Source organism: Candidatus Pseudomonas auctus (genome assembly GCF_048654275.1).
In the GTDB taxonomy this organism is placed as follows: Bacteria; Pseudomonadota; Gammaproteobacteria; order Pseudomonadales; family Pseudomonadaceae; genus Aquipseudomonas; species Aquipseudomonas pharyngis.
The window spans coordinates 392570-417082 of record NZ_JBJYZK010000002.1 but is presented as its reverse complement, the minus strand read 5'-3'; the positions used below and the strand labels follow the sequence as shown (position 1 = coordinate 417082).

Sequence of the window (24513 nt, the reverse complement as noted above, 5' to 3'; positions counted from 1 at the left end):
GCTTCCTGGCCGCTTAATTGAGGTTTTCGACGAGCAGCGCATCCACCCGCTGGAAGCCACGTGGCAGTTTGTTACCACGGCGACCACGCTCACCTTTGTAGTGTTCGAGGTCGTCGGCCTTCAGCGACAAGGTGCGTTTTCCGGCCTGCAGCACCAAGGTGGCGCCTTCCGGAAGAACGGCGATGTCCGTGACATATTCTTCGCGACTGGCCACACGCTCACCGGAAATACCTATGATCTTGTTGCCCTTGCCCTTACCTAATTGTGGCAGATCGCTGATCTTGAAGATCAGCAGGCGACCCTCGGTCGTCACCGAGGCCAGCCAGTTGTGCTCGCGGTCGGCGACCGGACGCGGCGCGATCACCTTGGCATTGTTCGGCAGGCTCAACAGCGCCTTGCCGGCCTTGTTCTTGGCTTGCAGATCTTCGCCTTTCACCACGAAACCGTAGCCGGCGTCGGAGGCGATCACGTACAGCGAGTCCTCTTCAGGCATCAGCACGCATTCGAACGTTGCGCCCGGCGGTGGCGTCAGACGGCCGGTCAACGGCTCGCCCTGACCCCGTGCCGATGGCAGGGTGTGGGTGGCCAGCGAGTAACTGCGGCCCGTGGAGTCGATGACCACGGCCGACTGGTTCGAACGCCCCGCCGCCGAAGTCTTGAAGCCGTCCCCGGCCTTGTACGACAGGCCGGTGGCGTCGATATCGTGGCCCTTGGCCGAACGGATCCAGCCTTTTTCCGACAGCACGACGGTGACTTTCTCGTTCGGCAGCAGATCGTGCTCGGTCAGCGCCTTGGCTTCGGCACGTTCAACGATTGGCGACCGACGGTCATCGCCGTAAGTTTCGGCATCTTTCAACAATTCGCTGCGCACAAGTTTCTTCAACTTGGCTTCGCTGCCCAGCAGGGCTTGCAGCTTGGCCTGTTCCTTGAGCAGTTCGTCCTGCTCGTCGCGCAGCTTCATCTCTTCCAGTCGCGCCAACTGACGCAGACGGGTGTCGAGGATGTAGTCGGCCTGGATTTCGCTGAGGGCAAAACGCTCGATCAGTTTGGCTTTCGGATGTTCCTCGGTGCGGATGATGTGGATCACTTCATCCAGGTTGAGGTAGGCAATCAGCAAACCGTCCAACAGGTGCAGGCGACGCTCGACCTTGTCGAGGCGAAATTGCAAGCGGCGACGCACGGTCAGCACACGGAATTCCAGCCACTCCACCAGCAACGCACGGAGGTTTTTCAGCTGCGGCTTGCCGTCCAGACCGATGATGTTGACGTTGACCCGGTAGGTCGACTCCAGCTCGGTGCTGGCAAACAGGTGCTGCATCAGTGCTTCGTGATCGACACGGCTGTTGACCGGGATGATCACGATGCGGCACGGGTTTTCGTGGTCGGATTCATCACGCAGGTCGGCGATCTGCGGCGCTTTCGACGGTTTGGCCTGCATCAGTGCGGCGATCTGCTCCAGCACCTTGGCCCCGGAGACCTGGTGCGGCAGCGCGGTAACGATGATGTCGCCGTCCTCGACGTGGTACACGGCGCGCATGCGCACCGAGCCCTTGCCGGTTTCGTACATTTTCAGCAGGTCGGCGCGCGGGGTGATGATTTCCGCTTCGGTCGGATAGTCCGGGCCCTGAATGTGTTCGCAGAGCTGTTCGACCGTGGCTTTCGGCTCATCAAGCAGACGCACGCACGCAGTGGCGACTTCGCGCAGGTTGTGCGGCGGTACGTCGGTGGCCATGCCCACGGCGATGCCAGTAGTGCCGTTGAGCAGGATGTTCGGCAAACGTGCCGGCAACACCAGAGGTTCCTGCAGGGTGCCGTCGAAGTTCGGGCCCCAGTCTGCGGTGCCCTGGCCCAGTTCGCTGAGCAGCACTTCGGAATAACGCGACAGCCGCGCTTCGGTGTAACGCATGGCGGCGAAAGACTTCGGATCGTCCGGCGCACCCCAGTTACCCTGGCCGTCCACCAGCGTGTAGCGATAGCTGAACGGCTGGGCCATCAGCACCATCGCTTCGTAACACGCCGAGTCGCCGTGCGGGTGGAACTTGCCGAGCACGTCGCCGACGGTACGCGCCGACTTCTTGTGCTTGGAATCGGCATCCAGCCCCAGCTCGCTCATGGCGTAGACGATACGCCGCTGTACCGGTTTCAGACCGTCGCCGATATGCGGCAGGGCACGGTCCATGATCACGTACATGGAGTAGTTGAGGTAGGCATTTTCGGTGAAGTCAGCCAGCGAGCGGCGTTCTACACCGTCCAGGCTGAGATCAAGGGAGTCGCTCATGCGGGCCTCATCGGTTCGTTGTCTGGCGCAGCAGCATGGTGCCACCGCGCTGGGTAAATTCAAGTTTGTTCAGGGCGCTCATGCCGAGCAGCACCTGATCGCCATGCAGGCCGGGCGCCACCAGTGCGCGGACATCCCGCAACACGATGTCGCCCAGTTGCAGGCGGTCGATACGGGTGCGATAGCCCTGGCTCAGGCCATTGGCCGTGCTCAGGGTCACACCGAAACCTTCTTCCAGCCTGAGGTTTTTCGCCACCTCGGCCGGGATTGCCACGTCGGTCGCGCCGGTGTCGAGCATGAACTCCACCGGCCGACCGTTGATCAGGCCGCTGGCGACAAAATGTCCCTGGGCGTTGCCGATCAGTTTCACTTCGATAAAGCCGTTACCCTGCTGCGAAGCCACTTCCACATTGGGATTGCGCTGGCGCTCTTCCCACTGGCCGAAAAACCGCGTGGCCAGAAACAGCGCCGCGCACCACGCCAGAATCATCAGCACCCGACCGGCGCGCTTGCCCGGTGGTTGCTGGCTCACGGCTTGGCGCTCCAGCCACCCTCAGGCGCGGCGAAACGCCAGATGATCGGGCGAACCTCGCCATCGGCGCGCGGGCCGAAATTGTTGTCGACGCCGATCCAGGCACCTTGAGCATCGACGACCAGCGCCTCTTCCAGCCCGAAGTTCTGCGAATAACGCCGATTGGCCTGCAACAGCTCGGCCGCATACGACCAGCAGAGCTCGACCTTGGCTGTCTGCGCATCGCGACGACAGATCTGGTAGGCGTTGCGTTCAAGGGTAAACAGTTTGCCGTCGAACAATGACACGTCGGAAAAATCGCGATTGACCGGACGGGCCTTGGGAAACTGCGGCGGTTGCATTTCCATGCCGCCTTCGCTGAGCAATACGCAGCGACCGTCACAATCCCACACCGTCTGCTGACGCTTGATCATCAACAAGCCGCGACTCTGCCGTTCGGCAGCCAGCCACATCTGATCGCCCGTCGGATTGATCGCCAGACCTTCGAAGATCGCGTTGAATTGCAGCAACATCCCACTGGCCCGCGCTTCGCGTACCATCATCGGCGAGATTTTCAGCCACGACGACGGCCCCTGCGGCGGCACTTGCAGCACGGCCGCGTGAGCTTCGCTGACGATATAGCGGTTGCCGGCGCTGTCACAGCTGATGCCTTCGAAATCCAGATCGCCGCCCCGAATGAACGACGCCGCCCAGGTGCGCGAACTGATGCCCCACGGTAGGCCGCTGTCCGGCACTTTCGGCGGATCGATGCGCACGGCCGTGGCCTGCCAGACCCGGTCGCGGATATCGAGACGGTAGATCTGATCATCGTCGCGGTCCGAAACCGTCCACAGGTCATTGCCGCACAAGGCCAGCCCCGACAGGTTGCCGCCGCGCATGCCTTCGACCGGGTGTTCGGCGAGCACGCGCAGCTCTTGCACAGGCTCTGCCGACACCGTCATCGAACCCAGCAGCAATGCACCCGCCAAGGCCCAGCCAAACCGCATCAGGCCAGAACCTCGGCGAGGTTACCCTTGGATTCGAGCCAGGTCTTGCGGTCGCCGGCGCGCTTTTTCGCCAGCAACATGTCCATCATTTCCGAGGTCTGTGCGAAGTCGTCCCCGAGGGTCAACTGCACCAGGCGCCGGGTGTTCGGGTCCATGGTGGTTTCGCGCAGTTGCGGCGGGTTCATTTCACCCAGACCTTTGAATCGGGTGACCTGCGGCTTGCCGCGCTTCTTCTCGGCCACCAGACGGTCGAGGATCCCGTCGCGCTCGGCTTCGTCGAGGGCGTAGTAGATTTCTTTGCCCAGATCGATGCGGTACAGCGGCGGCATTGCCACATAGACATGACCGGCATCCACCAGCGGGCGGAAATGCTGGACGAACAAGGCGCAGAGCAAGGTTGCGATGTGCAGACCGTCGGAGTCGGCGTCGGCGAGGATGCAGATCTTGCCGTAGCGCAGCTGGCTCATGTCCTCGGCGCCCGGATCGACACCGATGGCCACGGCGATGTTGTGCACTTCCTGGCTGGCCAGCACTTCGCTGCCGTCGACTTCCCAGGTGTTGAGGATCTTGCCGCGCAACGGCAGGATCGCCTGGAATTCCTTATCCCGCGCCTGCTTGGCCGAACCGCCGGCGGAATCACCTTCCACCAGGAACAGCTCGGAACGCATCGGGTCCTGCCCGGCGCAATCGGCCAGTTTGCCCGGCAATGCCGGGCCCTGGGTGATGCGCTTGCGTTCGACTTTCTTGCTGGCTTTCAGGCGCCGGCCAGCGTTGCTGATCGCCAGTTCCGCCAGGGCCAGACCGGTTTCCGGGTTGGCGTTGAGCCACAGGCTGAACGCATCCTTGACCACGCCGGAGACAAACGCCGCCGCTTCACGGGACGACAGACGTTCCTTGGTCTGACCGGAGAATTGCGGTTCCTGCATCTTCATCGACAGGACGAAAGCGATGCGTTCCCAGACGTCTTCCGGTGCCAGCTTCACGCCGCGCGGCAGCAGGCTGCGGAATTCGCAGAACTCACGCATCGCGTCGAGCAGACCCTGACGCAGACCGTTGACGTGGGTACCGCCCTGCTCCGTCGGGATCAGGTTGACGTAGCTTTCGGTGACCGAAGTGCCGCCTTCCGGCAGCCACAGCAGCGCCCACTCGACCGCTTCCTTGGTGCCGACCAGATTGCCGCAGAACGGCGCATCCGGCAGGCGGTCGAATTCGCTGACCGCATCCACCAGGTAGGAGCGCAGGCCATCTTCGTAGTGCCACTCGACCTTCTCGCCAGTGCCTTTGTCTTCGAAGCTGATCAGCAGCCCCGGGCACAGAACGGCCTTGGCCTTGAGCACGTGCTTGAGGCGGCTGATGGAGAATTTTGGCGAGTCGAAGTATTTCGGGTCCGGCGCGAAGTACACGCTGGTCCCGGTATTGCGCTTGCCGACGGTGCCGATCACTTGCAGATCGGTGGCCTTGAAGCCGTCGGCAAAGGTCATTTCGTATTCGTTGCCGTCACGCTTGACCCGCACCCGCACCTGGGTCGACAAGGCGTTGACCACCGAAATACCCACCCCATGCAGACCGCCGGAGAACTGGTAGTTCTTGTTGGAAAACTTGCCGCCCGCATGGAGCTTGGTGAGGATCAGTTCGACGCCCGACACACCCTCTTCCGGGTGGATGTCGACCGGCATGCCACGACCGTCGTCGCAAACTTCCAGCGAGTGATCGGCATGGAGGATGACCTGGATCGATTTGGCGTGGCCGGCCAGGGCTTCGTCGACACTGTTGTCGATGACTTCCTGGGCGAGGTGGTTCGGCCGACTGGTGTCGGTGTACATTCCGGGGCGCTTGCGCACCGGGTCGAGGCCCGAGAGGACTTCGATGGCGTCGGCGTTATAGGAGCTAGCGCTGGGAGTGGCCATAGGGTCTCGTCGTCAGTGATTCAATGAAAATGGGGCAAGACTTCACAGTGCGGTGAAATCGATTGCCTGATAGGTATCGGCACCAATCCCGGCAAAGCTGAGCAATGCCGGCAATTGTGTAACAAATCCCTGGAAACTGTGGTCGCCGCCGGCCTGAATGCGCAAGGCGCAGGCCCGGTAATACTGCTGGGCAAGGCGATAATCCAGCGTTTCATCCCCGGTCTGCAACCATACCTGATAACGCTGCGGATCCTGCGGCGCCGGCACTTCCAGCTCGGCCAGGGCCGTCACGTGGTCGTGGGTCAGCTCCCAGGTTTCGTCGGTGTACAGGTTTTTCTGGGTGCCCAGGTATCCGTCGAACATCCGGTGCGGACTGACGGCCGGGTTGACCAGCAGGGCTTTCAGGCCATGGCGCTCGGCCAGGTGAGTCGCATAGTAGCCGCCGAGCGAGCTTCCCACCAGCAATGGCCGGCCGAGTTCGGCGATTGCCTGTTCCAGCTGACCGATGGCTTCGCGCGGGTGGTGATGCAGCGCCGGCACACGCAGTTGATCGCTCAGACCCAGCCGTTCCATCACCTCGACCAGCTGACAGGCCTTTTTCGAGGCCGGCGCGCTGTTGAAACCATGGATATAGAGAATCGAACCGGACATTTGAGCTCCCTGGGCGTCGGCTTAAGAAAGCGGAGTTTACAGGGAGTCAGGGGGTCGTGGGTGTCTGTAAGGACGCCTTCGCGAGCAGGCTCGCTGCCACAAGGGATCTGTGCCGTTGGCAAATCCATGGTGGGAGCGAGCTTGCTCGCGAAGGACGCGGCTCGGTTTTCAGTAGCCTTCAGAGCCGTAATCGACGGTGAACTCGAAGTCGGTGACGCGCTCGACGCCAGTCTCCAGACGTCCATCCGGCAACAACCGCAACCAGCGATACCCCGGTGCCTGCTCGCCGACCTTGAAGTCTTCACTGCCCGGCTCGAACTGGATGCAGGTCGACGGCGAGGCGATCAGCCTTACGCCGTTACGTTCGCGGTCGATTTCCTGATGCACATGCCCCCACAGTACCGCGCGGGCCTGCGGGAACCGATCGAGCACCTCGAAAAAGGCTTCCGGATTGCGCAAGCCGATCGGCTCCATCCAGGGGCAGCCGATCGACACCGGATGGTGGTGGAAGCACACCAGATGATGGCGATCCGGCGCTTCACTCAGAGAGCGGGCAAGCAATTGCAGTTGATCATCCTGCAAATACCCCGGCACCGATCCGGGCACCGCCGAATCGAGCAGGGTCACGCGCCAGTTGCCGACATCCACCACGGACTCCAGCAACGCGCTCTTCACAGTCGCTTGAGCCATGATCTGCGGTTCGTCGTGATTGCCGGGGATCCAGCGGGCCGGTGCGTCGATCTGCGCCGTCATCTGCCGGAATTGCTGGTAGGACTCCAGCGTACCGTCCTGGGACAGGTCGCCGCTGGCAACGATCAGGTCGATCCGCGGTTGCTGTTCGAGCACCAGCTCAATGACTTTTTGCAGACTCTCGCGGGTGTTCATGCCCAGCAGCGTTCCGTCCGCCTCGGCGAACAGATGGCTGTCAGAGAGTTGTACCAGCAACGCCGTGTCGGCGGTGGTCAAAGTCGATACGCTCGGCAAGGCGTTCTCCCCGGGGATCACGGGACTGGATAGGAGCGGCAATTATGCGGGGGGACACCACAAAGAGAAACCGGCGAACCGGACGCAGTTCACAACTTGCGCTGGTTATCGGACCGCCGCGTATTCGTGTCCGCACGCCAGGCAATGACTCAGCCATTCGCCCAGGAACAGATTGAGTTGGGCTTTTTCGTCCGGCTGGTGCATGGCCGCATTCGGGTAAGGATAGACGCCGCGAAAACGTCGCGCATGCTCGGCGCTGATCACCTCGGCCATGCGTGCGTCGTGATAGACCTGCACTTCCAGTTGCGGCACCGGCAGCCACGGCAGGCTGTGTTCCTGGCGCACCTGCAGGGTCGTGGTGTACGGACAGGCCTGCAACACTTCCAGCGTCAGCACGCCGAGCATCTGGTCACCCTGGGTCACCGCGATGCGCCGCGCTTCGGGGTCGCTGCGCATGTCCGGCAACAGTCGCATCAGGCGCGCATAGTTCGCCTCGCAGGCGGCTTGCAGCCCTGCGAGGTCGACGCGGTAGCGATCGCGCAACTTGTTTACGACCATAGCCCCCTCACTTCGGCGCGATTGAGCGCCAGCCACTGCAAGGCGATGATGCTCGCCGCATTGGCAATCCGTCCGTCACGTACGGCCTGCAGGGCATCTTCAAAGGCCCAGACCGTGACGCGAATATCTTCGGCTTCTTCCTCCAGCCCATGCAGGCCGCCCGCGCCTTCGGTGCTGCAACGCCCCAGATACAGATGCACGAATTCGTTGCTGCCGCCCGGCGACGGAAAGTATTTGGTCATCGGCCACAGGGCCCTGATGTCCAGCCCAGCTTCCTCCTGTGCCTCGCGGTGAGCAACTTCTTCCGGCTGTTCGTCCTTGTCGATCAGACCGGCGACCAGTTCCACCAGCCACGGGTTGTCCGCCTTGCCCAGAGCCCCGACGCGAAACTGCTCGATCAGCACCACTTCATCGCGCTGCGGATCGTAGGGCAGCATGCACACGGCATCGTGGCGCACGAACACTTCACGATTGATTTCGCGGCTCATGCCACCGGCGAACAGTTCGTGGCGCAAGTGCAGACGGTCGAGCTTGTAGAAGCCCTTGTAGCACTGCTCGCGTCGCACGATATCGACGGCGCTCGGAATGGCTTTGGCAAAATCGGTCATGAGCATCCTCTTTACTGCAAATCCAACACGAGGCGCCTTCTTGCGACCTCGACTTCGCGCCATCCTAACGCGCCCGTGACGTTTGATGCAGCCCCTTTACTGTCAGCGGGATGGACGGTGGAGGCGAAACCCACTCTAATTAGCTTAGTGGCGAACTGACCGCTTCGTTGAGAGTCGAAGCGGTAACTTTTTGCCTTCCCCTGCTTCAGAAAGGACGCCCATGTCGCTTTTCAAAATTGCCTCCGTGGCCGCCATCGCCCTGACCCTGGGCGCCTGCGCCAGCCTGTTCCAGCCCAACTATCGCACGCCGCTGGAAACCACCCGCGACGCCTCGGAAACGCTGAAACCCGGCTGTTCCAACCAGGACTGTCCGCTGGTGAACATCGATACGTTGCGCTTCCCGGCAGAACCGGCGCTGGACGGCATCATCGAAAAACGCTTGCTGCAAATGACCCGCACCGCGCCGAACGCCCCGGTAGCACCAACGCTGGCAGCGTATCGCGAGCAGTTCCTGGCCAACGCCGGCCCGCGCAACAGCAGCTATCTGCAGGCGAAAGTACGCGAGCAGCATGACGGTCTGGTGATCATCGAAACCTCGAGCTACCTGGACACTGGCGGTGCCCACGGTACGCCGGGACGCGGTTTCATCAACTATTCGCGTCAGCAGCACAAGGTGCTGACCCTGGCGGACATGTTGCTGCCGGGTCAGGAAGAGGCGTTCTGGAAAGCGGCGCAAGTGGCGCACAACAGCTGGCTGATCAGCACCAAGCTCGATCAGGAACCGGAATTCGTGAAGAGCTGGCCGTTCGTCAAAACCCCGAACGTGGCGCTGACCTACGGCGGCGTGATCCTCAAGTACGACGTGACCACCATCGCGCCTTATGCGCTGGGCCACGTCGAACTGAAGATCCCTTACCCGCGCCTGAACGGCATTCTCAAGCCCGAGCTGTTTCCCGGCCGTAACTGAAAGCCCGGCCGAGCACGAGTTGCAGCAGCCCTGCCAGCACCAGCGCCGGCAGGGTCGCGCCGACATCCGGATACAGATTGGCCAGCAAATGATAGGTGCTGATGCCACCCAGCCAGGCCAATAGTGCCGGCCAGCGCAAGGCGGCCGACGCCACTTGGGCACTGCGCTTGCGCAGGATGAAGTGATCCACCAGCACCACGCCGAACAGCGGCGCGAACACCGAGCCGATCAGCAGCAGGAAGTTCTGGTACTGCGCCAACGGCGCGAGCAAGGCAATCAGGGTGCAGATCACACCGATGGCCAGCGCCAGATGCTCGACTTTCAGACGCAACAGAATCCCGCTGGACACCGCTGCCGAGTGAATGTCGGCGAAAGCGTTTTCCGACTCGTCCAGCAGAATCAGCAACAGCGGAATCCCCAGACCGGCGCCGGCCAGTGCCAGCAGCAGCGCGTTGACTTCACCGCTTGGCGCAAAGGCCAGGGTGTAGGCGACGCCGAGGCTCATCAGCCAGAAATTGCCGATGAAGAAACCGATGGCGGTGCCACCGAACACATTCTTCGCCCGTTTGCCGAAACGCGAGTAGTCGGCAATCAGCGGCAGCCACGACAGCGGCATCGCGATGGCGATGTCGAAACCCACGGCGAGCGGCATCGAGCCATCCCCGGCCTGAGCCCACAAGGCGGCGAGATCGGCCTTGGCGAACAGGTTCCAGGTCAGCCAGATGCACGCGGCCAGAATCAGCCAGATGCCCCACTTGCGCAGGATCTTGCGCACGAACGTCAACGGCCCGCTGACCGCGAGCAAGGTCGCCAGCGCACCGAAACACAGCGTCCACAGCATCGGACTGGCCCACAGCGAACCTTCGCTGAACGCACGGGTGCCGAGCAGGCTGGCCGCATCGCGCATGACGATGATTTCGAACGAACCCCAACCGATCAGTTGCAGCAGGTTGAGCAGCGCCGGCAGGCTCGCGCCTTTGCTGCCGAGGCTGAGTTTCAGCGCGGCCATCGACGACAGGCCGGTGTCACTGCCTATCACGCCAACGGCGGCCAGCAACAGGACGCCGACCAGGGTGCCGAGGAAAATCGCCAGCAGCGATCCCGACAGGCCCAGCCCCGGCGCCAGCAACGCGCCGGTCTGCAACACCATCAGGCCGATGCCGAGGGAAAACCACAGGGAAAACAGATCGCGACCGCCGAACACACGCTGGTTGGCGGGCACGGCGAGGTCGGGGGAATAAGTACCGGGTTGAATGCTCAAGGGTGTTATCTCAGAGGGACATTTGTTGTTGTGCTGACCCGTTGTGATCGTTCCCACGTCGAGGCGTCGAACCGTCCGCGTAGGAACGATCAGTGCGGGATCAAACTTTTTTATACAGCTGACTGCCTTCCTTCTTGAACCGCTCGGCCTGTTCCGCCAGGCCTTGGGCGACGTCCACGTCGACCGCGTCGATCCGCTGGTTGGCCGCGTATTCGCGGACTTCCTGAGTGATCTTCATCGAGCAGAATTTCGGCCCGCACATCGAGCAGAAATGCGCGACCTTCGCCGAGTCCTTCGGCAGGGTTTCATCGTGATACGAACGGGCGGTGTCCGGGTCCAGACCGAGGTTGAACTGGTCTTCCCAGCGGAATTCGAAACGCGCCTTGCTCAAGGCGTTGTCGCGGATCTGCGCGCCCGGGTGCCCCTTGGCCAAATCCGCCGCATGGGCCGCGATCTTGTAGGTGATGATCCCGGTCTTCACGTCATCCTTGTTCGGCAGACCCAGGTGTTCCTTCGGCGTCACGTAGCAGAGCATCGCGCAACCGAACCAGCCGATCATCGCCGCACCGATACCCGAGGTGATGTGGTCGTAACCCGGTGCGATGTCGGTGGTCAGCGGGCCGAGAGTGTAGAACGGCGCCTCGTCGCAGCACTCCAGCTGCTTGTCCATGTTCTCTTTGATCAACTGCATCGGCACGTGGCCGGGGCCTTCGATCATGCATTGCACGTCGTGCTTCCAGGCGATCTTGGTCAGCTCGCCGAGGGTCTCCAGTTCGCCGAATTGCGCTTCGTCGTTGGCGTCGGCAATCGAGCCCGGACGCAGGCCGTCGCCCAGCGAAAAGCTGACGTCGTAGGCCTTCATGATTTCGCAGATTTCGTCGAAGTGGGTGTAGAGGAAGTTCTCTTTGTGGTGCGCCAGGCACCACTTGGCCATGATCGAACCGCCACGGGACACGATGCCGGTCACGCGTTTGGCGGTCAGCGGCACGTAGCGCAGCAACACGCCGGCGTGGATGGTGAAGTAGTCGACGCCCTGCTCGGCCTGCTCGATCAGCGTGTCGCGGAACAGCTCCCAGGTCAGGTCTTCGGCGACGCCATTCACTTTTTCCAGTGCCTGATAAATCGGCACGGTGCCGATCGGAACCGGCGAGTTGCGGATGATCCACTCGCGGGTTTCGTGAATGTGTTTGCCGGTGGACAAGTCCATCACTGTGTCCGAGCCCCAGCGAATGCCCCAGGTCAGTTTCGCCACTTCTTCTTCGATGGACGAACCCAGCGCACTGTTGCCGATGTTGCCGTTGATCTTCACCAGGAAGTTACGGCCGATGATCATCGGTTCCAGTTCGACGTGGTTGATGTTGGCGGGGATGATCGCGCGACCACGGGCGATTTCTTCGCGCACGAATTCAGGGGTGATTTCTTTCGGGATGCTCGCGCCGAAGCTGTGGCCGGCGTGCTGCTGCTTCAACAGGCCGGCAGCGCGGGCCTCTTGCAGCTTCATGTTTTCGCGGATGGCGACGTATTCCATCTCGGCGGTGATGATGCCTTTGCGCGCGTAGTGCATCTGGCTGACGTTGGCCCCGGCCTTGGCGCGGCGCGGGTTGTTGACGTGAGCGAAACGCAGTTTGGTCAGCTCAGGATCGGCCAGACGCTCCTGACCGAAATTCGAGCTCAGGCCTGGCAGGCGCTCGGTGTCGCCACGGTCGTCGATCCATGCCGAACGCACGTCGCCCAGACCTTTGCGCACGTCGATCACCACGTTCGGATCGGTGTACGGGCCCGAGGTGTCGTAGACGGTGACCGGCGCGTTGATTTCGCCGCCGAAGTCGGTCGGGGTCACATCAAGGGTAATTTCGCGCATCGGCACGCGGATGTCCGGGCGGGAGCCCTGAACGTAGACTTTTTGCGAACGGGTGAACGGTTGAACCGACTGCTCGTCGACCTTGGCCGAGTCACTCAGGTTGATCGCGCTTTTAGATTTTGTAGTCATCACGGGCTCTCCAGACAGCATCCAGGCAGTGGATTGTCGGAGCAGAACCTGAAAGGCACGGACGCACCAGGACTGGTGCTGTGCATCGTCGTCGAGCGTTCGATTGTCGAACAATATCCCGGACGAAGCACAAGAGGACTCGCCGGGTGACGAGAAATCTTGTTCCCTACGCAGGCGCTAACCTGATCAGGTTCAACGGGATCCGAAATTATTCGATCTCAGCCTCATAGCAAGGCACCCCGACAAGAACCCGGCCAGTCTAGACACAACCGGCAAAGAACGCCAACACCGTGGCAAACACCATGATGAATGGCGCAATTGGCAGATTGTTGCCTGCCGTCGGCGCTACTACACTCGCTACGCCATGCCGCGCCTTGACGCTGCATGGGCCGCGCCTTACCTTTGGCGCCCGGATTATTTCCATAATATTCATGCTAGGGATCGCCTCATGCTGCGCAAACTCTCACTGGCTGTCGCCGTGTCTTGTGCGTCCACCGCAACGGCCTGGGCAGCAGAAGCGCCTTTATCGACCAGGACCGATCTGGTCAGCGTCTACCAGGAAGCGGTCGACAACAACGCCGACCTGGCCGCCGCCCGCGCCCAGTACGGTGCGCAGAAAGAAGTGGTGCCCCAGGCCCGCGCCGGGCTGCTGCCGAACCTGTCCGGCGGCGCTGAAGTCGCCAACGTGCGCACTTCGATCGACCAGCCCTCGGCCATCGCCAATCGCAGCGCGCACTCCTATCAGGCGACGCTGGCGCAACCGCTGTTCCGCGCCGATCGCTGGTTCCAGTACCAGGCCGCCAAGGACGTCAACGAGCAGGCCGCGCTGCAACTTTCGGCCACCGAGCAGAACCTGATCCTGCAAACCGCCGAAAGCTACTTCAACGTGCTGCGCAGCCAGGACAACCTGGCCTCGACCAAGGCCGAGGAAGCCGCGTTCAAGCGCCAGCTCGACCAGTCCAACGAGCGCTTCGACGTGGGCCTGTCGGACAAGACCGACGTGCTGCAATCGCAAGCCAGTTACGACACCGCACGGGCCAACCGGATCGTCGCCCAGCGTCAGGTCGATGATGCGTTCCAAGCGCTGATCACCCTGACCAACCGCCAGTACAACTCGATCCAGGGCATCGTCCACACGTTGCCGATCCTGCCGCCGGCGCCGAACGACGCCAAGGCCTGGGTCGATACCGCCGCGAAACAGAACCTCAATCTGCTAGCCAGCAACTACGCGGTCAGCTCCGCCGAACAGACCCTGAAACAGCGCAAGGCCGGGCACCTGCCGACCCTCGACGCCGTGGCCAAATACGAAAAAGGCGACAACGACGCCCTCGGCTTCTCCAACCCGAACGCGTTCGGTACGCCGTACAGTGGCAACGTCGAGCAGAGCACCGTGGGCCTGCAACTGAACATCCCGATCTACAGCGGCGGGCTGACCAGCTCGCAAGTGCGCGAGTCGTACTCTCGGCTGGACCAGACCGAGCAGCAGCGTGAAGGCCTGCGCCGGCAAGTGGTGGAGAACACCCGCAACCTGCACCGCGCGGTGAACACCGACGTCGAGCAGGTGCAGGCGCGCCGCCAGTCGATCATCTCCAACCAGAGCGCGGTGGAAGCCACGGAAATCGGTTACCAGGTGGGGACGCGCAACATCGTCGATGTGCTCGACGCCCAGCGTCAGCTCTACACCTCGGTGCGCAACTACAACAACACCCGCTACGACTACATCCTCGACAACCTGCGCCTGAAGCAGGCGGCGGGGACATTGAACCCGGGCGACCTGCAGGATCTGACGCGTTATCTGAAAGCCGACTACAACCCGGACAAGGATTTCCTGCCGCCGGATCTGGCCAAGGCTGCCGAAGCCCAGCTAAAGGCCCGGCCTTGAACAAAAAAACGCAGCCCTGAGGCTGCGTTTTTTATGGGCGGTCGATCAACCTTCCCAGGCCATCGAGCAAGCGCTGCAACGCGCCCTGATTGCGGCGCATCACGCTCAGCCCGGCGTCGGCCATGCGCTGTGCGTCGCGCGGCAGTTCGAACAGACGCTGCACCTCTGTCGCCAGACCTTCGGCGTCATCCACCTCGGCCAACGCCCCGGCGCTGCGCAGTTGCGCAGCGATGTCGAGGAAGTTGAACAGATGCGGGCCGCTGATCACCGGTTTCGCCAGCGCTGCCGGCTCCAGCAGGTTGTGCCCGCCGTTGGGCACCAGACTGCCGCCAACAAACGCGCTGTCGGCCAGGGCGTAGAGAAACAGCAATTCGCCCATGGTGTCGCCGAGCAGCACCGAAGTCTGTGCATCGACGCTCGCGCCGGTCGAACGACGCACCGTGGCAAAGCCTTCACGCTGGCACAATTCGAACACCGAATTGAAACGCTCCGGATGGCGTGGCACCAGAATCAGCAGCGCATCGGGATGGTTGGCCAGCAAGCGACGGTGAGCATTCAGCACCACCTCGTCTTCGCCTTCATGGGTGCTGGCGGCGATCCACACCGGACGCTCCAGCGCCTGCCACTGACCGCGCAATTCATGGGCACGCTTCAGCAGTTGCGGGTCGATGGTCAGGTCGAACTTGATCGAGCCGGTGACTTCGACTGTCTCCGGGCGCGCACCGAGATCGCGGAAGCGCTGGGCTTCGGCCTCGGTCTGCACGGCGAACAGACTCATTTCGGCGAGCATCGGCGCGGTCAGTTTGCTGAAGCGGCCATAGCCTTTGGCCGAACGCTCGGACAGGCGTCCGTTGGCCAATGCCACCGGAATCCCGCGTTTGGCGCATTGGTGAATGTGGTTGGGCCACAGTTCGGTTTCCATGATCACTGCCAGTTTCGGCTGTACGCGATCCAGGAAACGCGCCGCCGCGCAGGGCAAGTCGTAGGGCAAGTAGCAGTGCTGGATGCGTGGCTCGTTGGCGAACATTGCGTGAATGCGTTCCGACCCGGTCGGCGTCATGCAGGTCACGGTGATCGGCAGCTGTGGATAACGTTGCAGCAGCGCGCGAATCATCGGCGCGGCGGCGATGCTTTCGCCCACCGACACGGCGTGAACCCAGATACCTCCGGGCTGCAAGGTCGGCAGGCCATAGGAGAAACGTTCGCCAATCCGCTTGGCATACGCCGGCGCTTTGCGCGAACGCAGCCACAGCCGAATCGCCACCAATGGCAGCCCCAGGTAAAACAGCGCGGTGTAGAGAGTTCTATTCATGGCGGCGGAGTTTATCGGCTTTTGCCGCCGATCGCCCGCAGGTGTATGGCAAATCGCTCCGCCAGCCAACGCGCCGCCGGCCCGAGCGGTTCATCACGGCGCCAGACCAGTTCCACCACCAGCGCCGGCGGCGTCCATTCGCTGTCCAGTTCCACCATCAGGCCCTGATACGCCGAGTACTGCACCACGTGGCGCGGCAGCCAGGCCCAGCCGAGGTCGCGCACCAGCCATTCAGCCATCACGTAGAAACTGTCGGCGCGCCAGACCTGCGGACTGGCCGGCTCATTGCCGGGATAAATACTGGTCTGGGTCGACATCAACAACTGCCGATGCTGCGCCAATTGCTGGCAGGTGACGTAAGCCTGCGCTGCTAAGGGATGGTTGACGCCGCAGACCGTGACCATTTCCACACTGCCCAGCACCCGGCGCTCCAGCGCTTCAGGGATTTCATCGTGATAGAACAACAGCCCGAGATCGGCCCGGCGCTCCACCAGTTTGCGCGAAACCTCACCTTGGGCGGCGCTGGTCAGTTGCACTTCCAGGCTCGGGAATTGCTCGGCCAGCGCGGCGAAGCTTTCCACCAGCGCCTGATAGGGCATCGCTTCGTCCTGTGCCACCCGCAACTGCGCCTCCTGCCCGCGCATCATGGCCACGGCCCGGCCGTTCAGGCGCTCGCACTGGCGCAACACTTCACGCGCCTCCTCCAGCAACGCCTCCCCTGCTTCGGTAAGACTCGGCTGGCGACCACTGCTACGCTCGAACAGGCTGACACCGAGGTCGTCCTCGAGCATGGCAATCGCGCTGCTGATCGCCGACTGCGCCTTGCGCTGCTGACGCGCCACGGCGGAAAACGAGCGCTGTTCGGCCACCGCGACGAACACCCGCAACTGCTCCAGATTCCACTGCATGCTCATCGGCCAACCCATCTTGTAAACAGATAGGTAATGACTTTACCCCATCTGGGGAGTCACTAGAATGCCGCCTCAGAAAGCAACGCTACACACGAGGACTTGAACATGAACGCTTACGTCTATCTGGCCATCGCCATCTGCGCCGAGGTGATCGCGACCGTTTCGATGAAAGCCGTCAAAGGCTTGAGCACGCCATTGCCACTGGTGCTGGTCATCGTCGGCTACGCCATTGCGTTCTGGATGCTGACCCTGGTGGTACGCAGCGTGCCGGTGGGCGTGGCCTATGCGGTATGGGCCGGCATGGGCATCGTGATGGTCAGCGTCGCGGCGCTGTTCATCTACGGGCAGAAGCTGGATATCCCGGCGATGCTCGGAATGGCGCTGATCGTGCTCGGTGTGGTGGTGATTCAACTCTTTTCCAAAACCGCCGGCCATTAACTGATTAATGCATAACCTCCTGTGGGAGCGGGCTTGCTCGCGAAGACGGTGTGTCAGGCAACATTGTTGTTAACTGATAGACCGATTTCGCGAGCAAGCCCGCTCCCACATTGCCCGACACCTTCCCCTCTGTTGATCATCGACAAATCCCCTTTTCCCCGAGTCTGTATACTGCGCCCTCGTCTTGAACACTGAGGTCGTTGCATGCCATCTCCAATTTCCACCGACGTGCTGATTGTCGGCGCGGGTGTCGCCGGTCTCTGGCTGAACGCGCGCCTGCGTCGCCAGGGTTTCTCGACCGTGCTGGTGGAAAGCGCCAGCCTCGGCGGCGGGCAGAGTGTGAAGTCCCAGGGCATCATCCACGGCGGCGCCAAGTACGCGCTGCACGGTGCGCTGACCGGCGCCTCGGAAGCCATCGCCGACATGCCGCGCCGCTGGCGTGAAGCCCTGGCGGGCAACGGTGAACTGGACCTGAGCGGCGTGCGCCTGCTGTCCGAGGCCCACTACCTGTGGTCGCCGGGCACCCTGGCCGGCAACCTCACCAGTTTCTTCGCCAGCAAAGCGGTGCGTGGCCGGGTCGATCAGGTCAAGGGCGATCAACTGCCACCGGCCCTGCAAGACAAGCGCTTCAAGGGCAAGGTCTACCGCCTCGCCGAACTGGTGATCGACGTGCCGAGCCTGATTCAGCGTCTGGCGGATTTGTCGGGCGACGGTCTGCTCGCCGGCCACGGCATCGAGCCGTTACTGGAAAGCGGTGTGCTGGTCGGTCTGAAAGTCGATGGCCGTGAGATTCGTGCCCAGCGCATCGTCCTCAGCGCCGGCGCCGGTACTGCCGACCTGCTGACTGCTTTGGGCCTGACTCATCCGGCGATGCAACGCCGGCCGCTGCACATGATCATCGCCAAGGGCCCTGGCCTGAAGCCGCTGTACGCGCACTGCCTCGGTGGCGGCACCAAGCCGCGTATTACCGTGACCACCCACCCGGCCGCCGACGGTCAGTGGGTCTGGTATCTGGGCGGCGACATTGCCGAATCCGAAGGCGTGGCCCGTGAGCCCGCCGAGCAGATCGCCACTGCACAAAAGGAAATCGCACAGCTGCTGCCCTGGATCGACCTGAGCACCGTGCAATGGGCGACCCTGCGCGTCGATCGTGCCGAACCGTTGCAAACCGGCCTGACCCGTCCGGACAACGCGTTCCTCGCCGAAGAAGGTCGCCTGCTGGTCGGCTGGCCAACCAAACTCGCATTGGCCCCGGACTTCGCTGACCGGGTGATTGCCTCCCTGGAACGCGACGGCATCCAGCCAAGCCACGCTGCTCCCCTGCCCGAGCTGCCAAAACCACCGATGGGCGTTCCCGCCTGGGAGCAACTGCTGCCATGAGCCTGCCGACCCTGCACAATTTGCACCGCCCGCTGGGCAGCACCGGGCTGCTGGTCTCGCCGCTGGGCCTGGGCACCGTCAAACTTGGCCGCGACCAGGGCGTGAAATATCCCAACGGCTTCCAGATCCCCGACGACGACGCCGCGCGTATGTTGCTCAAGCAGGCGCGCCAGCTGGGTATCAACCTGATCGATACTGCGCCAGCCTATGGCCGCAGCGAAGAACGCCTCGGCCCGCTGCTGCGCGGCGAGCGCCAGGACTGGGTGATCGTCAGCAAGGTCGGCGAAGAATTTGTCGACGGCCAATCGACCCACGATTTCAGCGCCGCTCACACCCGGATGTCGGTGGAGCGCAGCCTGCAACGTCTTGAAACCGATTTTATCGACCTGGTGCTGGTGCACTCCGACGGCAACGATCTGGCGATTCTCAACGACAGCGAAGTCTACGCAACCCTCGCCGCACTGAAGGCCGAGGGCAAGATCCGCGGCTTCGGTTTCTCCGGCAAGACGGTCGATGGTGGTTTGAAAGCACTGGAGCAAGGCGACTGCGCGATGGTCACCTACAATCTGAACGAACAAAACGAGAAGGCGGTCATTGACTATGCTGCTGCCCACGGTAAAGCCATTCTGGTGAAGAAGGCGCTGGCCAGCGGTCACGTGTGCCTGAGTTCCGGCGTGGACCCGGTGCGTGCCAGCTTCGAGTTGCTGTTCGCCCAGCCCGGTGTGGCCAGTGCCATCGTCGGGACCATCAATCCGCTGCACCTCGCCCATAACGTTGCGACCGTTGCCCAGGTCCTACGTGGACAATGACGCCGCCTCGCGGCCTTAAGCAGGAGCCGACATGCCGCGTACGCTCATCAGAAAGAACCCGAGCAACTTCAAGACGCTGCCGCTGTTCGTCGAAGCCACCCCGGAAGGCCTGACCTACCAGAGCGTGGGCATGCCGCTGAATTTCGCCCAGACCCTGCAGCGGCGCAAACCGGTCAGCGTGGCCGATGCCGAGCGCTTTGCGCTGGAGCTGGCCAACCTCGGCGTCTCGGTGCGCCTGACCCTGCACTGGCAGAATCGCGATTACTGGGTGCTGGTACGCCAGCGCCGGCAGGATCGCGGCGACGTGGTGCTCAAACTGATTTCCGGCTACGTGCCAGCCCATGAGCTGAATATCCCGCTGCACACGGCGATTCAGGAAATCGCCGAGGAGTGCCTGCTGGAAACCCCGGAAGGCTGGCTCGGCGGGCGTTTCAACGACACCTGGCTGCCGGCGCCGTACGCATCGGCGCTGCATTATCGCGAGGCCCTGCCCTTTCGCCTGACGCCGCTGTCCGGCTCGGCACGGCCGGTGCGCTGCGCCAATCTGCAATTGCTCGAACGGCCACGGGCCTACGTGCACTTGCCGACCGCGTCCCTGCAATTGATCTACGACTTGCGGCTGGACGTGCCCAAGGAGGCAAAATCCCTGAGCCTGTTCCACGTCGACGAGCGTCTGGAGGGAGATCAACTGGTGGCTCGGCTGGACCGCAAGCGCCCCGATCTCTACCTGATGCCGCTCAAGGACGGCGCGCCCTTGGCCGAGCTGTATACCCTCAAGCGCGACAAGCTCCTGCCGGCCAGCACCCGCGGGCTATATCTGGCCGAAAGCTTTGCGACCCAGACGGGCTGGGTCGTGCGTGAAGAGCGGATTCGCTGGAAAGATTGGGTCGTGCAACAGGGCCTGCAACCGGCGAAGCCCCCTCGCGCGGGACTCAAGCAATTGAGTCTGAAGGCGCTGCGTCTGGTTGGTATTGGCAAGAAACGCGCGAGCAAATAGCCGATTAGCGCCGACGATCGATCCAGGTGCGCAAGGTCGCGAAGAAATGGAAATAACGGTTTTCACGCTTGCCCATGCCGCGCTTGGGCGAAAACGACTCTTCGGCAAAAGCGCCGGTGATTCGCACCCGAGAGGCTTGGGTCGGTAGCGTGCAGACTTTGGCACCGGTCTGCTGTAGCGCGTACTTGAGCAAGCGCTCGGAGTGCAGCTTTCTTCCCGTCGCTTTGCAGAATTGGAAAATGCGCTCGATCCGCTTGCCATAGGCGACATAGGTATCGCGCCCGCAAATGGCAAAGCGGTCGTTCAACCCGCCCCACCACTGCCAGTCCGGAATGTAGGCAGAGTGCCTCCGAGCCTCTGGATGATTGAAGACATAGGCGGGCAGCGGGTTGTGGAAGAAAATGTCCGGGCGCACGAACACGACGAAATCGGGATTGAAGGTTTCGATCATGCTGGTCACGGTGTGCAGTGAATTGAGCTGATAGATCAGGTTGCGCAGCGACGCATAGTCATCGGCCCAGGTATCGCCCTGCGCTTTGACCTGCTCGAAATCCCAACGCTCCAGCACCCCGTCAGTCGAAGTCAGGGCCCCGATCATCGATTCGAACGGCTGATAGTTGTCAGCCGCCAACTCGCCTTTTTCGCCTGAGCGCAAGTTCTGTACTTCATCGATTTTGTACAAATGATAGAAGCACTGTACGTCGCTGCCCGCCGGAAACTGCGCCAGAACGTTCTGTTCAATGGAAGGGAAGCAAATCTGCGAATTTCTCGGGATCCCGAAAAAAGCGACGGCAATTTTCAACACTCAACAGCACCTTTTATTTTTGGCGAAAGAGCTTTTGCCACCAGCGACGGGGTTGCAAAGGCACCACAATGACGTCCGACTGCTGCAGCCAGTCGCGCTCGTAATCCCAGGCATGCCCACCCCACAGTTTCCCCGATTCGTTGGAAAACCCCAGGGTCATGAGCTGATAGGAATAACCGGCGTGACCGCGCAACCACTCTAATACCACCAGCGTATTGAAACCGGTCGAAGGCCCAACGTAGCGCTTGCCGCCCGGACGGTCGACCGGATAGTTCCACAGGGGCGGCAGCGGGATGCGATCCCAATACATGGCCACCCGTGGCAACGGACACATCGGTGCGGCGCAGCCGACCAGCATGGTGAAACAACGCTCGCCCGCATGCTCGAACAATCGTTGCACGTCCGGGCCGTAAGGCAGACCAAAAAAATAGGCGTCCGGCGCGTTATAGCCATGCACGAAGACGTTCAAGCTTTGCTCGTTGAGCAGCGGCGCCTTGATGCAGGTGTTGAAACTGACGACGACGTCATTGGCGCTGATATTCAGTGCCTGAAAATCCGCCGCCGTGATGGCCGGGTTATTCGCGATCAGGACGACCCGGTGCGCGCGGCTCAGGCATTCGCGCAATGCCTCGGGCAACGCGCCCAGCACCGACTGGTTACCGCCGGGGAGCGCATCCAGCGCCATGTGTTCATCCTTCATTCAGACCGGCACCTTCATGCCGAAACGCAGTTTCACCCAGAACCGCGTGAATGCTGACGGCGGCTGCCATGGGCGCATCTCGCGCTGTATTTCAGTGGCGAGGGCCTGGCCGACACGGGCGAAGGAATAGCGACTTTCTGCAAAGGCCTGACCATTGCTGGCGATACGCTGCGACAGCTCCGGATCGCCCTGCAACAGTTTGATCTTTTCCACCGCCTCGTCTTCGCTGCGATAGAACACGGTGTTGTGCATGTCTTCGAAACCGAGCAACTTGTCTTCTTCGCCCTGACTCCAGGCCAGCAGCACACAACCGCAGGCCATGGCCTCGTAGTTCTTGATCATGAACTCGTTCATGCCGATGTCGGCGCTGACGAAAATCTTGATGCGATTGAGCGTTTCCAGGTATTCGGAGCCGGAGCGGGTGCGGGTCACCAGCATACCGGTACGCTGCGCCAGCGATTCGAGCAGAGCCTTGCGCTGGGCGTACTCGGTGCTCTTCAGGCTGCCGAGAAAACCGATGGGAATGTCGCGCTCGGACCCGGTGTTGCGCAGCATCTGCTCGTCATAACCCTTGGAGACGAACACCGTGTCGATGCCTTCAGCAAGCATCTTGCGTGCGACCACCGCCCCGGATACCAGCGCCCGGCAACTCGGCAGGCGCCTGTAGAGACGCGAATAAACGCCACGATATTTACTGGCGGGCATGTAGTTCTGGTAGGCGTCGTGTTCGAGAAAGACCAGCCCGGGAATGCACTTGAGCACCCGCAACTGCGGGACCAGGCGCTTGACCCTGGAGAAGATCACGACACGATCAAAGGTCTGGTAATCAACCGAGGCCAAAAAAGGCCCCAGGTTCATCTGTTGCTGTTTGCTGAGTCGATAGATGACGCATTCATCACAGTTCTGCTGCACGATGTCGTAGAGCCGGTCGAGAATGACCCGCTGTTCGTTCATCACCAGGAGCATGACTTTCATAGGTTAAATGACCACACGACGTAAGCAGGCAAGCGCAGCGGATTCAAACCTGCCAACATCAACGGAAACGGTTAGATCCCCAAGGCAAAATCCGTTCACACGCAGTACAAAACGATAAAGATCCATCTATCAACGACTGCGGATTTTTTCGACAATCGCGGTCGTCGAACTGTTTTCCACCAGTCCCAGCACTTTCACGGTGCCGCCATAAGCCGTCACGATGTCGGCGCCGACCACCTGGTCAATCCCATAATCCCCGCCCTTGACCAGCACGTCCGGCTTGACCTCGCGCAGCAGGTTTTCTGGCGTACCTTCAGGGAAACTGATGACCCAGTCCACCGCCCCAAGCCCCGCCAGCACAGCCATGCGCCGGTCGACGCTGTTGATCGGACGGCCAGGCCCCTTGAGGCGGCTGACCGAAGCATCGTCGTTGACCGCGACAATCAAACGATCGCCTTGAGCCCGCGCCTGCTCCAGGTAGGTCACATGACCGGCATGCAGGATGTCGAAGCAGCCATTGGTGAAAACGATTTTTTCGTTGTGTGCACGGGCATCGGCCACCGCGAGCAGCAACTGCTCCAGGCCCAACACACCGCGCTCGGAACCTTCTTCACGCTGAATGGCGCGACGCAGTTCCGGGGCGCTGATCGCCGCCGTACCCAACTTGCCGACCACGATGCCCGCCGCCAGGTTGGCCAGCGCTACCGCGTGCGGCAGTTCTTCGCCAGCGGCAATCGCGGCTGCCAGGGTGGAAATCACCGTGTCGCCGGCACCGGTCACGTCGAACACTTCACGGGCCCGCGCAGGCAAATGCAGCGCCGGATGATCCGGACGCAACAGGGTCATGCCGTGTTCGCCACGGGTGACCAGCAGCGCGCCGAGATCCAGGTCATGCATCAGCGTCGCGCCCTTGGCCACCAGCTCGTGCTCATCGGCGCAACCGCCGACGATGGCTTCGAATTCGCTGAGGTTCGGGGTGATCAGGCTCGCGCCACGGTAGATCGAGAAATCCTTGCCCTTCGGGTCGGCCAGCACCGGAATGCCTTTGGCACGCGCAGCCTGGATCAGCGCCTGATGGTTTTTCAGGGCACCTTTGCCGTAGTCGGACAGCACCAGCACCTTGATGCCTTCCAGCAGGTCGTCGACCTGCGCGCCAAGGGCCAGTGCGTCGGTGGCGAACGGTTCTTCGAAGTCGATACGCAGCAATTGCTGGTGCCGGCTCATGACCCGCAGCTTGACGATGGTCGGCTGGTGCGCGATGCGCTGGAACAAGGCTCGTACGCCCGCACCCTTGAGGCTGTTGCTCAGGCTGTCGGCGGCTTCGTCGTCACCGGTCACACCGACCAGCGACGCCGGCGCACCCAGCGCGGCAATGTTCAAGGCAACGTTGGCGGCACCGCCCGGGCGGTCTTCGATTTGCTCGACTTTAACGACAGGAACCGGCGCCTCAGGGGAAATCCGTGAGGTACCACCATGCCAGTAACGGTCGAGCATGACATCGCCGACCACCAAGACAGGGGCTTGATCGAATCGCGGCATGGACAACTTCATGGAGCAACCCACATACAAAATGAACAGGGGC

General features: G+C 62.0%; 22 protein-coding genes and 1 riboswitch. Of the genes, 6 read left to right on the top strand and 16 right to left on the bottom strand.

Annotation, left to right across the window (positions count from 1 at the left end; all coding sequences use genetic code 11):
* Positions 1-13: 13 nt before the first annotated feature.
* The 8 genes from parC to ACKUG4_RS05385 form a co-directional block, all read right to left on the bottom strand.
* On the bottom strand, positions 14-2278 hold the full coding sequence (gene parC, locus ACKUG4_RS05420; protein WP_039766608.1) for a DNA topoisomerase IV subunit A: 2265 nt from the start codon (positions 2276-2278) through the stop codon (positions 14-16).
* 7 nt (positions 2279-2285) lie between these two features.
* The gene (locus ACKUG4_RS05415) at positions 2286-2810 is read right to left on the bottom strand and encodes a retropepsin-like aspartic protease family protein (RefSeq protein ID WP_007952204.1); all 525 of its coding nucleotides are present in this window, start codon (positions 2808-2810) and stop codon (positions 2286-2288) included.
* The gene (locus tag ACKUG4_RS05410; protein ID WP_064593073.1) at positions 2807-3796 is read right to left on the bottom strand and encodes an esterase-like activity of phytase family protein; all 990 of its coding nucleotides are present in this window, start codon (positions 3794-3796) and stop codon (positions 2807-2809) included. Before ACKUG4_RS05410 ends, ACKUG4_RS05415 begins: the two co-directional genes overlap by 4 nt.
* Positions 3796-5703, bottom strand: coding sequence for a DNA topoisomerase IV subunit B (gene parE / locus ACKUG4_RS05405; protein ID WP_445433595.1), 1908 nt, complete (start codon positions 5701-5703; stop codon positions 3796-3798). Before parE ends, ACKUG4_RS05410 begins: the two co-directional genes overlap by 1 nt.
* Positions 5704-5745: 42 nt before the next feature.
* Positions 5746-6354, bottom strand: coding sequence for a YqiA/YcfP family alpha/beta fold hydrolase (locus ACKUG4_RS05400; RefSeq protein WP_064382909.1), 609 nt, complete (start codon positions 6352-6354; stop codon positions 5746-5748).
* Positions 6355-6522: 168 nt separating this feature from the next.
* Entirely contained in the window at positions 6523-7338 is an 816-nt protein-coding gene (cpdA, locus tag ACKUG4_RS05395; protein ID WP_085648062.1) for a 3',5'-cyclic-AMP phosphodiesterase, read from the bottom strand.
* Between the two features lie 105 nt (positions 7339-7443).
* The gene (locus ACKUG4_RS05390) at positions 7444-7896 is read right to left on the bottom strand and encodes a DUF1249 domain-containing protein (RefSeq protein WP_039766596.1); all 453 of its coding nucleotides are present in this window, start codon (positions 7894-7896) and stop codon (positions 7444-7446) included.
* Positions 7887-8504: an NUDIX domain-containing protein gene (locus tag ACKUG4_RS05385; protein ID WP_445433594.1), complete on the bottom strand. Its 618-nt coding sequence runs from the start codon at positions 8502-8504 to the stop codon at positions 7887-7889. The genes ACKUG4_RS05390 and ACKUG4_RS05385 overlap by 10 nt, the downstream gene beginning before the upstream one ends.
* A 220-nt stretch (positions 8505-8724) precedes the next feature.
* Between ACKUG4_RS05385 and ACKUG4_RS05380 the strand changes: the two genes are divergently transcribed.
* Positions 8725-9471, top strand: a complete 747-nt coding sequence (locus tag ACKUG4_RS05380; protein ID WP_011332159.1) for an RsiV family protein — start codon at positions 8725-8727, stop codon at positions 9469-9471.
* On the opposite strand, the gene cytX is transcribed toward ACKUG4_RS05380, so the two are convergent.
* Entirely contained in the window at positions 9440-10732 is a 1293-nt protein-coding gene (gene cytX / locus ACKUG4_RS05375; protein WP_262193707.1) for a putative hydroxymethylpyrimidine transporter CytX, read from the bottom strand. The genes ACKUG4_RS05380 and cytX overlap by 32 nt on opposite strands.
* Before the next feature lie 100 nt (positions 10733-10832).
* A complete protein-coding gene (thiC, locus tag ACKUG4_RS05370; protein ID WP_064593066.1) occupies positions 10833-12722 on the bottom strand; it encodes a phosphomethylpyrimidine synthase ThiC in 1890 nt (629 codons plus the stop codon).
* Between the two features lie 146 nt (positions 12723-12868).
* A riboswitch (TPP riboswitch) is annotated at positions 12869-12974 on the bottom strand.
* A gap of 196 nt (positions 12975-13170) precedes the next feature.
* On the opposite strand from thiC, the gene ACKUG4_RS05365 reads away from it, so the two are divergent.
* Positions 13171-14604 (top strand): TolC family outer membrane protein, encoded by a 1434-nt coding sequence (locus ACKUG4_RS05365; protein WP_039766588.1) that lies wholly within the window; start codon positions 13171-13173, stop codon positions 14602-14604.
* 31 nt (positions 14605-14635) lie between these two features.
* Here the strand turns inward: ACKUG4_RS05365 and waaA are convergent, their stop codons facing one another.
* Complete coding sequence (gene waaA, locus ACKUG4_RS05360) at positions 14636-15916, bottom strand: lipid IV(A) 3-deoxy-D-manno-octulosonic acid transferase (RefSeq protein WP_445433593.1); 1281 nt, start codon at positions 15914-15916, stop codon at positions 14636-14638.
* Positions 15917-15927: 11 nt separating this feature from the next.
* Positions 15928-16830 (bottom strand): LysR family transcriptional regulator, encoded by a 903-nt coding sequence (locus ACKUG4_RS05355; protein ID WP_064593062.1) that lies wholly within the window; start codon positions 16828-16830, stop codon positions 15928-15930.
* A gap of 102 nt (positions 16831-16932) precedes the next feature.
* Between ACKUG4_RS05355 and ACKUG4_RS05350 the strand changes: the two genes are divergently transcribed.
* From ACKUG4_RS05350 to ACKUG4_RS05335, 4 genes are all read left to right on the top strand, one after another.
* Positions 16933-17265: a DMT family transporter gene (locus tag ACKUG4_RS05350; RefSeq protein WP_115076325.1), complete on the top strand. Its 333-nt coding sequence runs from the start codon at positions 16933-16935 to the stop codon at positions 17263-17265.
* 204 nt (positions 17266-17469) lie between these two features.
* Positions 17470-18645: an NAD(P)/FAD-dependent oxidoreductase gene (locus tag ACKUG4_RS05345; RefSeq protein WP_445433592.1), complete on the top strand. Its 1176-nt coding sequence runs from the start codon at positions 17470-17472 to the stop codon at positions 18643-18645.
* The gene (locus ACKUG4_RS05340) at positions 18642-19454 is read left to right on the top strand and encodes an aldo/keto reductase (RefSeq protein ID WP_445433591.1); all 813 of its coding nucleotides are present in this window, start codon (positions 18642-18644) and stop codon (positions 19452-19454) included. Before ACKUG4_RS05345 ends, ACKUG4_RS05340 begins: the two co-directional genes overlap by 4 nt.
* 31 nt (positions 19455-19485) lie before the next feature.
* Positions 19486-20451 (top strand): hypothetical protein, encoded by a 966-nt coding sequence (locus ACKUG4_RS05335; RefSeq protein ID WP_064593054.1) that lies wholly within the window; start codon positions 19486-19488, stop codon positions 20449-20451.
* A 4-nt stretch (positions 20452-20455) separates the two neighbouring features.
* On the opposite strand, the gene ACKUG4_RS05330 is transcribed toward ACKUG4_RS05335, so the two are convergent.
* The 4 genes from ACKUG4_RS05330 to hldE all read right to left on the bottom strand — a co-directional run bounded on the left by ACKUG4_RS05330 (position 20456) and on the right by hldE (position 24482).
* Entirely contained in the window at positions 20456-21256 is an 801-nt protein-coding gene (locus ACKUG4_RS05330) for a hypothetical protein (protein ID WP_085648056.1), read from the bottom strand.
* 13 nt (positions 21257-21269) lie between these two features.
* Entirely contained in the window at positions 21270-21941 is a 672-nt protein-coding gene (locus ACKUG4_RS05325; RefSeq protein ID WP_445433590.1) for a hypothetical protein, read from the bottom strand.
* 15 nt (positions 21942-21956) lie between these two features.
* Positions 21957-22931, bottom strand: a complete 975-nt coding sequence (locus tag ACKUG4_RS05320) for a glycosyltransferase family protein (protein WP_064593047.1) — start codon at positions 22929-22931, stop codon at positions 21957-21959.
* Positions 22932-23060: 129 nt separating this feature from the next.
* Positions 23061-24482: a bifunctional D-glycero-beta-D-manno-heptose-7-phosphate kinase/D-glycero-beta-D-manno-heptose 1-phosphate adenylyltransferase HldE gene (gene hldE / locus ACKUG4_RS05315; protein ID WP_064593041.1), complete on the bottom strand. Its 1422-nt coding sequence runs from the start codon at positions 24480-24482 to the stop codon at positions 23061-23063.
* Between the last annotated feature and the right edge of the window lie 31 nt (positions 24483-24513).

Bases quoted from the DNA above. Each gene is read 5' to 3' on its own strand.
- ACKUG4_RS05325 (WP_445433590.1), bottom strand. From the start codon at position 21,941: ATGGCGCTGGATGCGCTCCCCGGCGGTAACCAGTCGGTGCTGGGCGCG.
- ACKUG4_RS05385 (WP_445433594.1), bottom strand. From the start codon at position 8,504: ATGACCGATTTTGCCAAAGCCATTCCGAGCGCCGTCGATATCGTGCGA.
- waaA (WP_445433593.1), bottom strand. From the start codon at position 15,916: ATGAATAGAACTCTCTACACCGCGCTGTTTTACCTGGGGCTGCCATTG.
- thiC (WP_064593066.1), bottom strand. From the start codon at position 12,722: ATGACTACAAAATCTAAAAGCGCGATCAACCTGAGTGACTCGGCCAAG.
- ACKUG4_RS05380 (WP_011332159.1), top strand. From the start codon at position 8,725: ATGTCGCTTTTCAAAATTGCCTCCGTGGCCGCCATCGCCCTGACCCTG.
- ACKUG4_RS05320 (WP_064593047.1), bottom strand. From the start codon at position 22,931: ATGAAAGTCATGCTCCTGGTGATGAACGAACAGCGGGTCATTCTCGAC.
- parC (WP_039766608.1), bottom strand. From the start codon at position 2,278: ATGAGCGACTCCCTTGATCTCAGCCTGGACGGTGTAGAACGCCGCTCG.
- ACKUG4_RS05345 (WP_445433592.1), top strand. From the start codon at position 17,470: ATGCCATCTCCAATTTCCACCGACGTGCTGATTGTCGGCGCGGGTGTC.
- ACKUG4_RS05340 (WP_445433591.1), top strand. From the start codon at position 18,642: ATGAGCCTGCCGACCCTGCACAATTTGCACCGCCCGCTGGGCAGCACC.
- parE (WP_445433595.1), bottom strand. From the start codon at position 5,703: ATGGCCACTCCCAGCGCTAGCTCCTATAACGCCGACGCCATCGAAGTC.
- ACKUG4_RS05365 (WP_039766588.1), top strand. From the start codon at position 13,171: ATGCTGCGCAAACTCTCACTGGCTGTCGCCGTGTCTTGTGCGTCCACC.
- ACKUG4_RS05390 (WP_039766596.1), bottom strand. From the start codon at position 7,896: ATGGTCGTAAACAAGTTGCGCGATCGCTACCGCGTCGACCTCGCAGGG.
- ACKUG4_RS05335 (WP_064593054.1), top strand. From the start codon at position 19,486: ATGCCGCGTACGCTCATCAGAAAGAACCCGAGCAACTTCAAGACGCTG.
- ACKUG4_RS05400 (WP_064382909.1), bottom strand. From the start codon at position 6,354: ATGTCCGGTTCGATTCTCTATATCCATGGTTTCAACAGCGCGCCGGCC.
- hldE (WP_064593041.1), bottom strand. From the start codon at position 24,482: ATGAAGTTGTCCATGCCGCGATTCGATCAAGCCCCTGTCTTGGTGGTC.
- ACKUG4_RS05355 (WP_064593062.1), bottom strand. From the start codon at position 16,830: ATGAGCATGCAGTGGAATCTGGAGCAGTTGCGGGTGTTCGTCGCGGTG.
- ACKUG4_RS05350 (WP_115076325.1), top strand. From the start codon at position 16,933: ATGAACGCTTACGTCTATCTGGCCATCGCCATCTGCGCCGAGGTGATC.
- ACKUG4_RS05410 (WP_064593073.1), bottom strand. From the start codon at position 3,796: ATGCGGTTTGGCTGGGCCTTGGCGGGTGCATTGCTGCTGGGTTCGATG.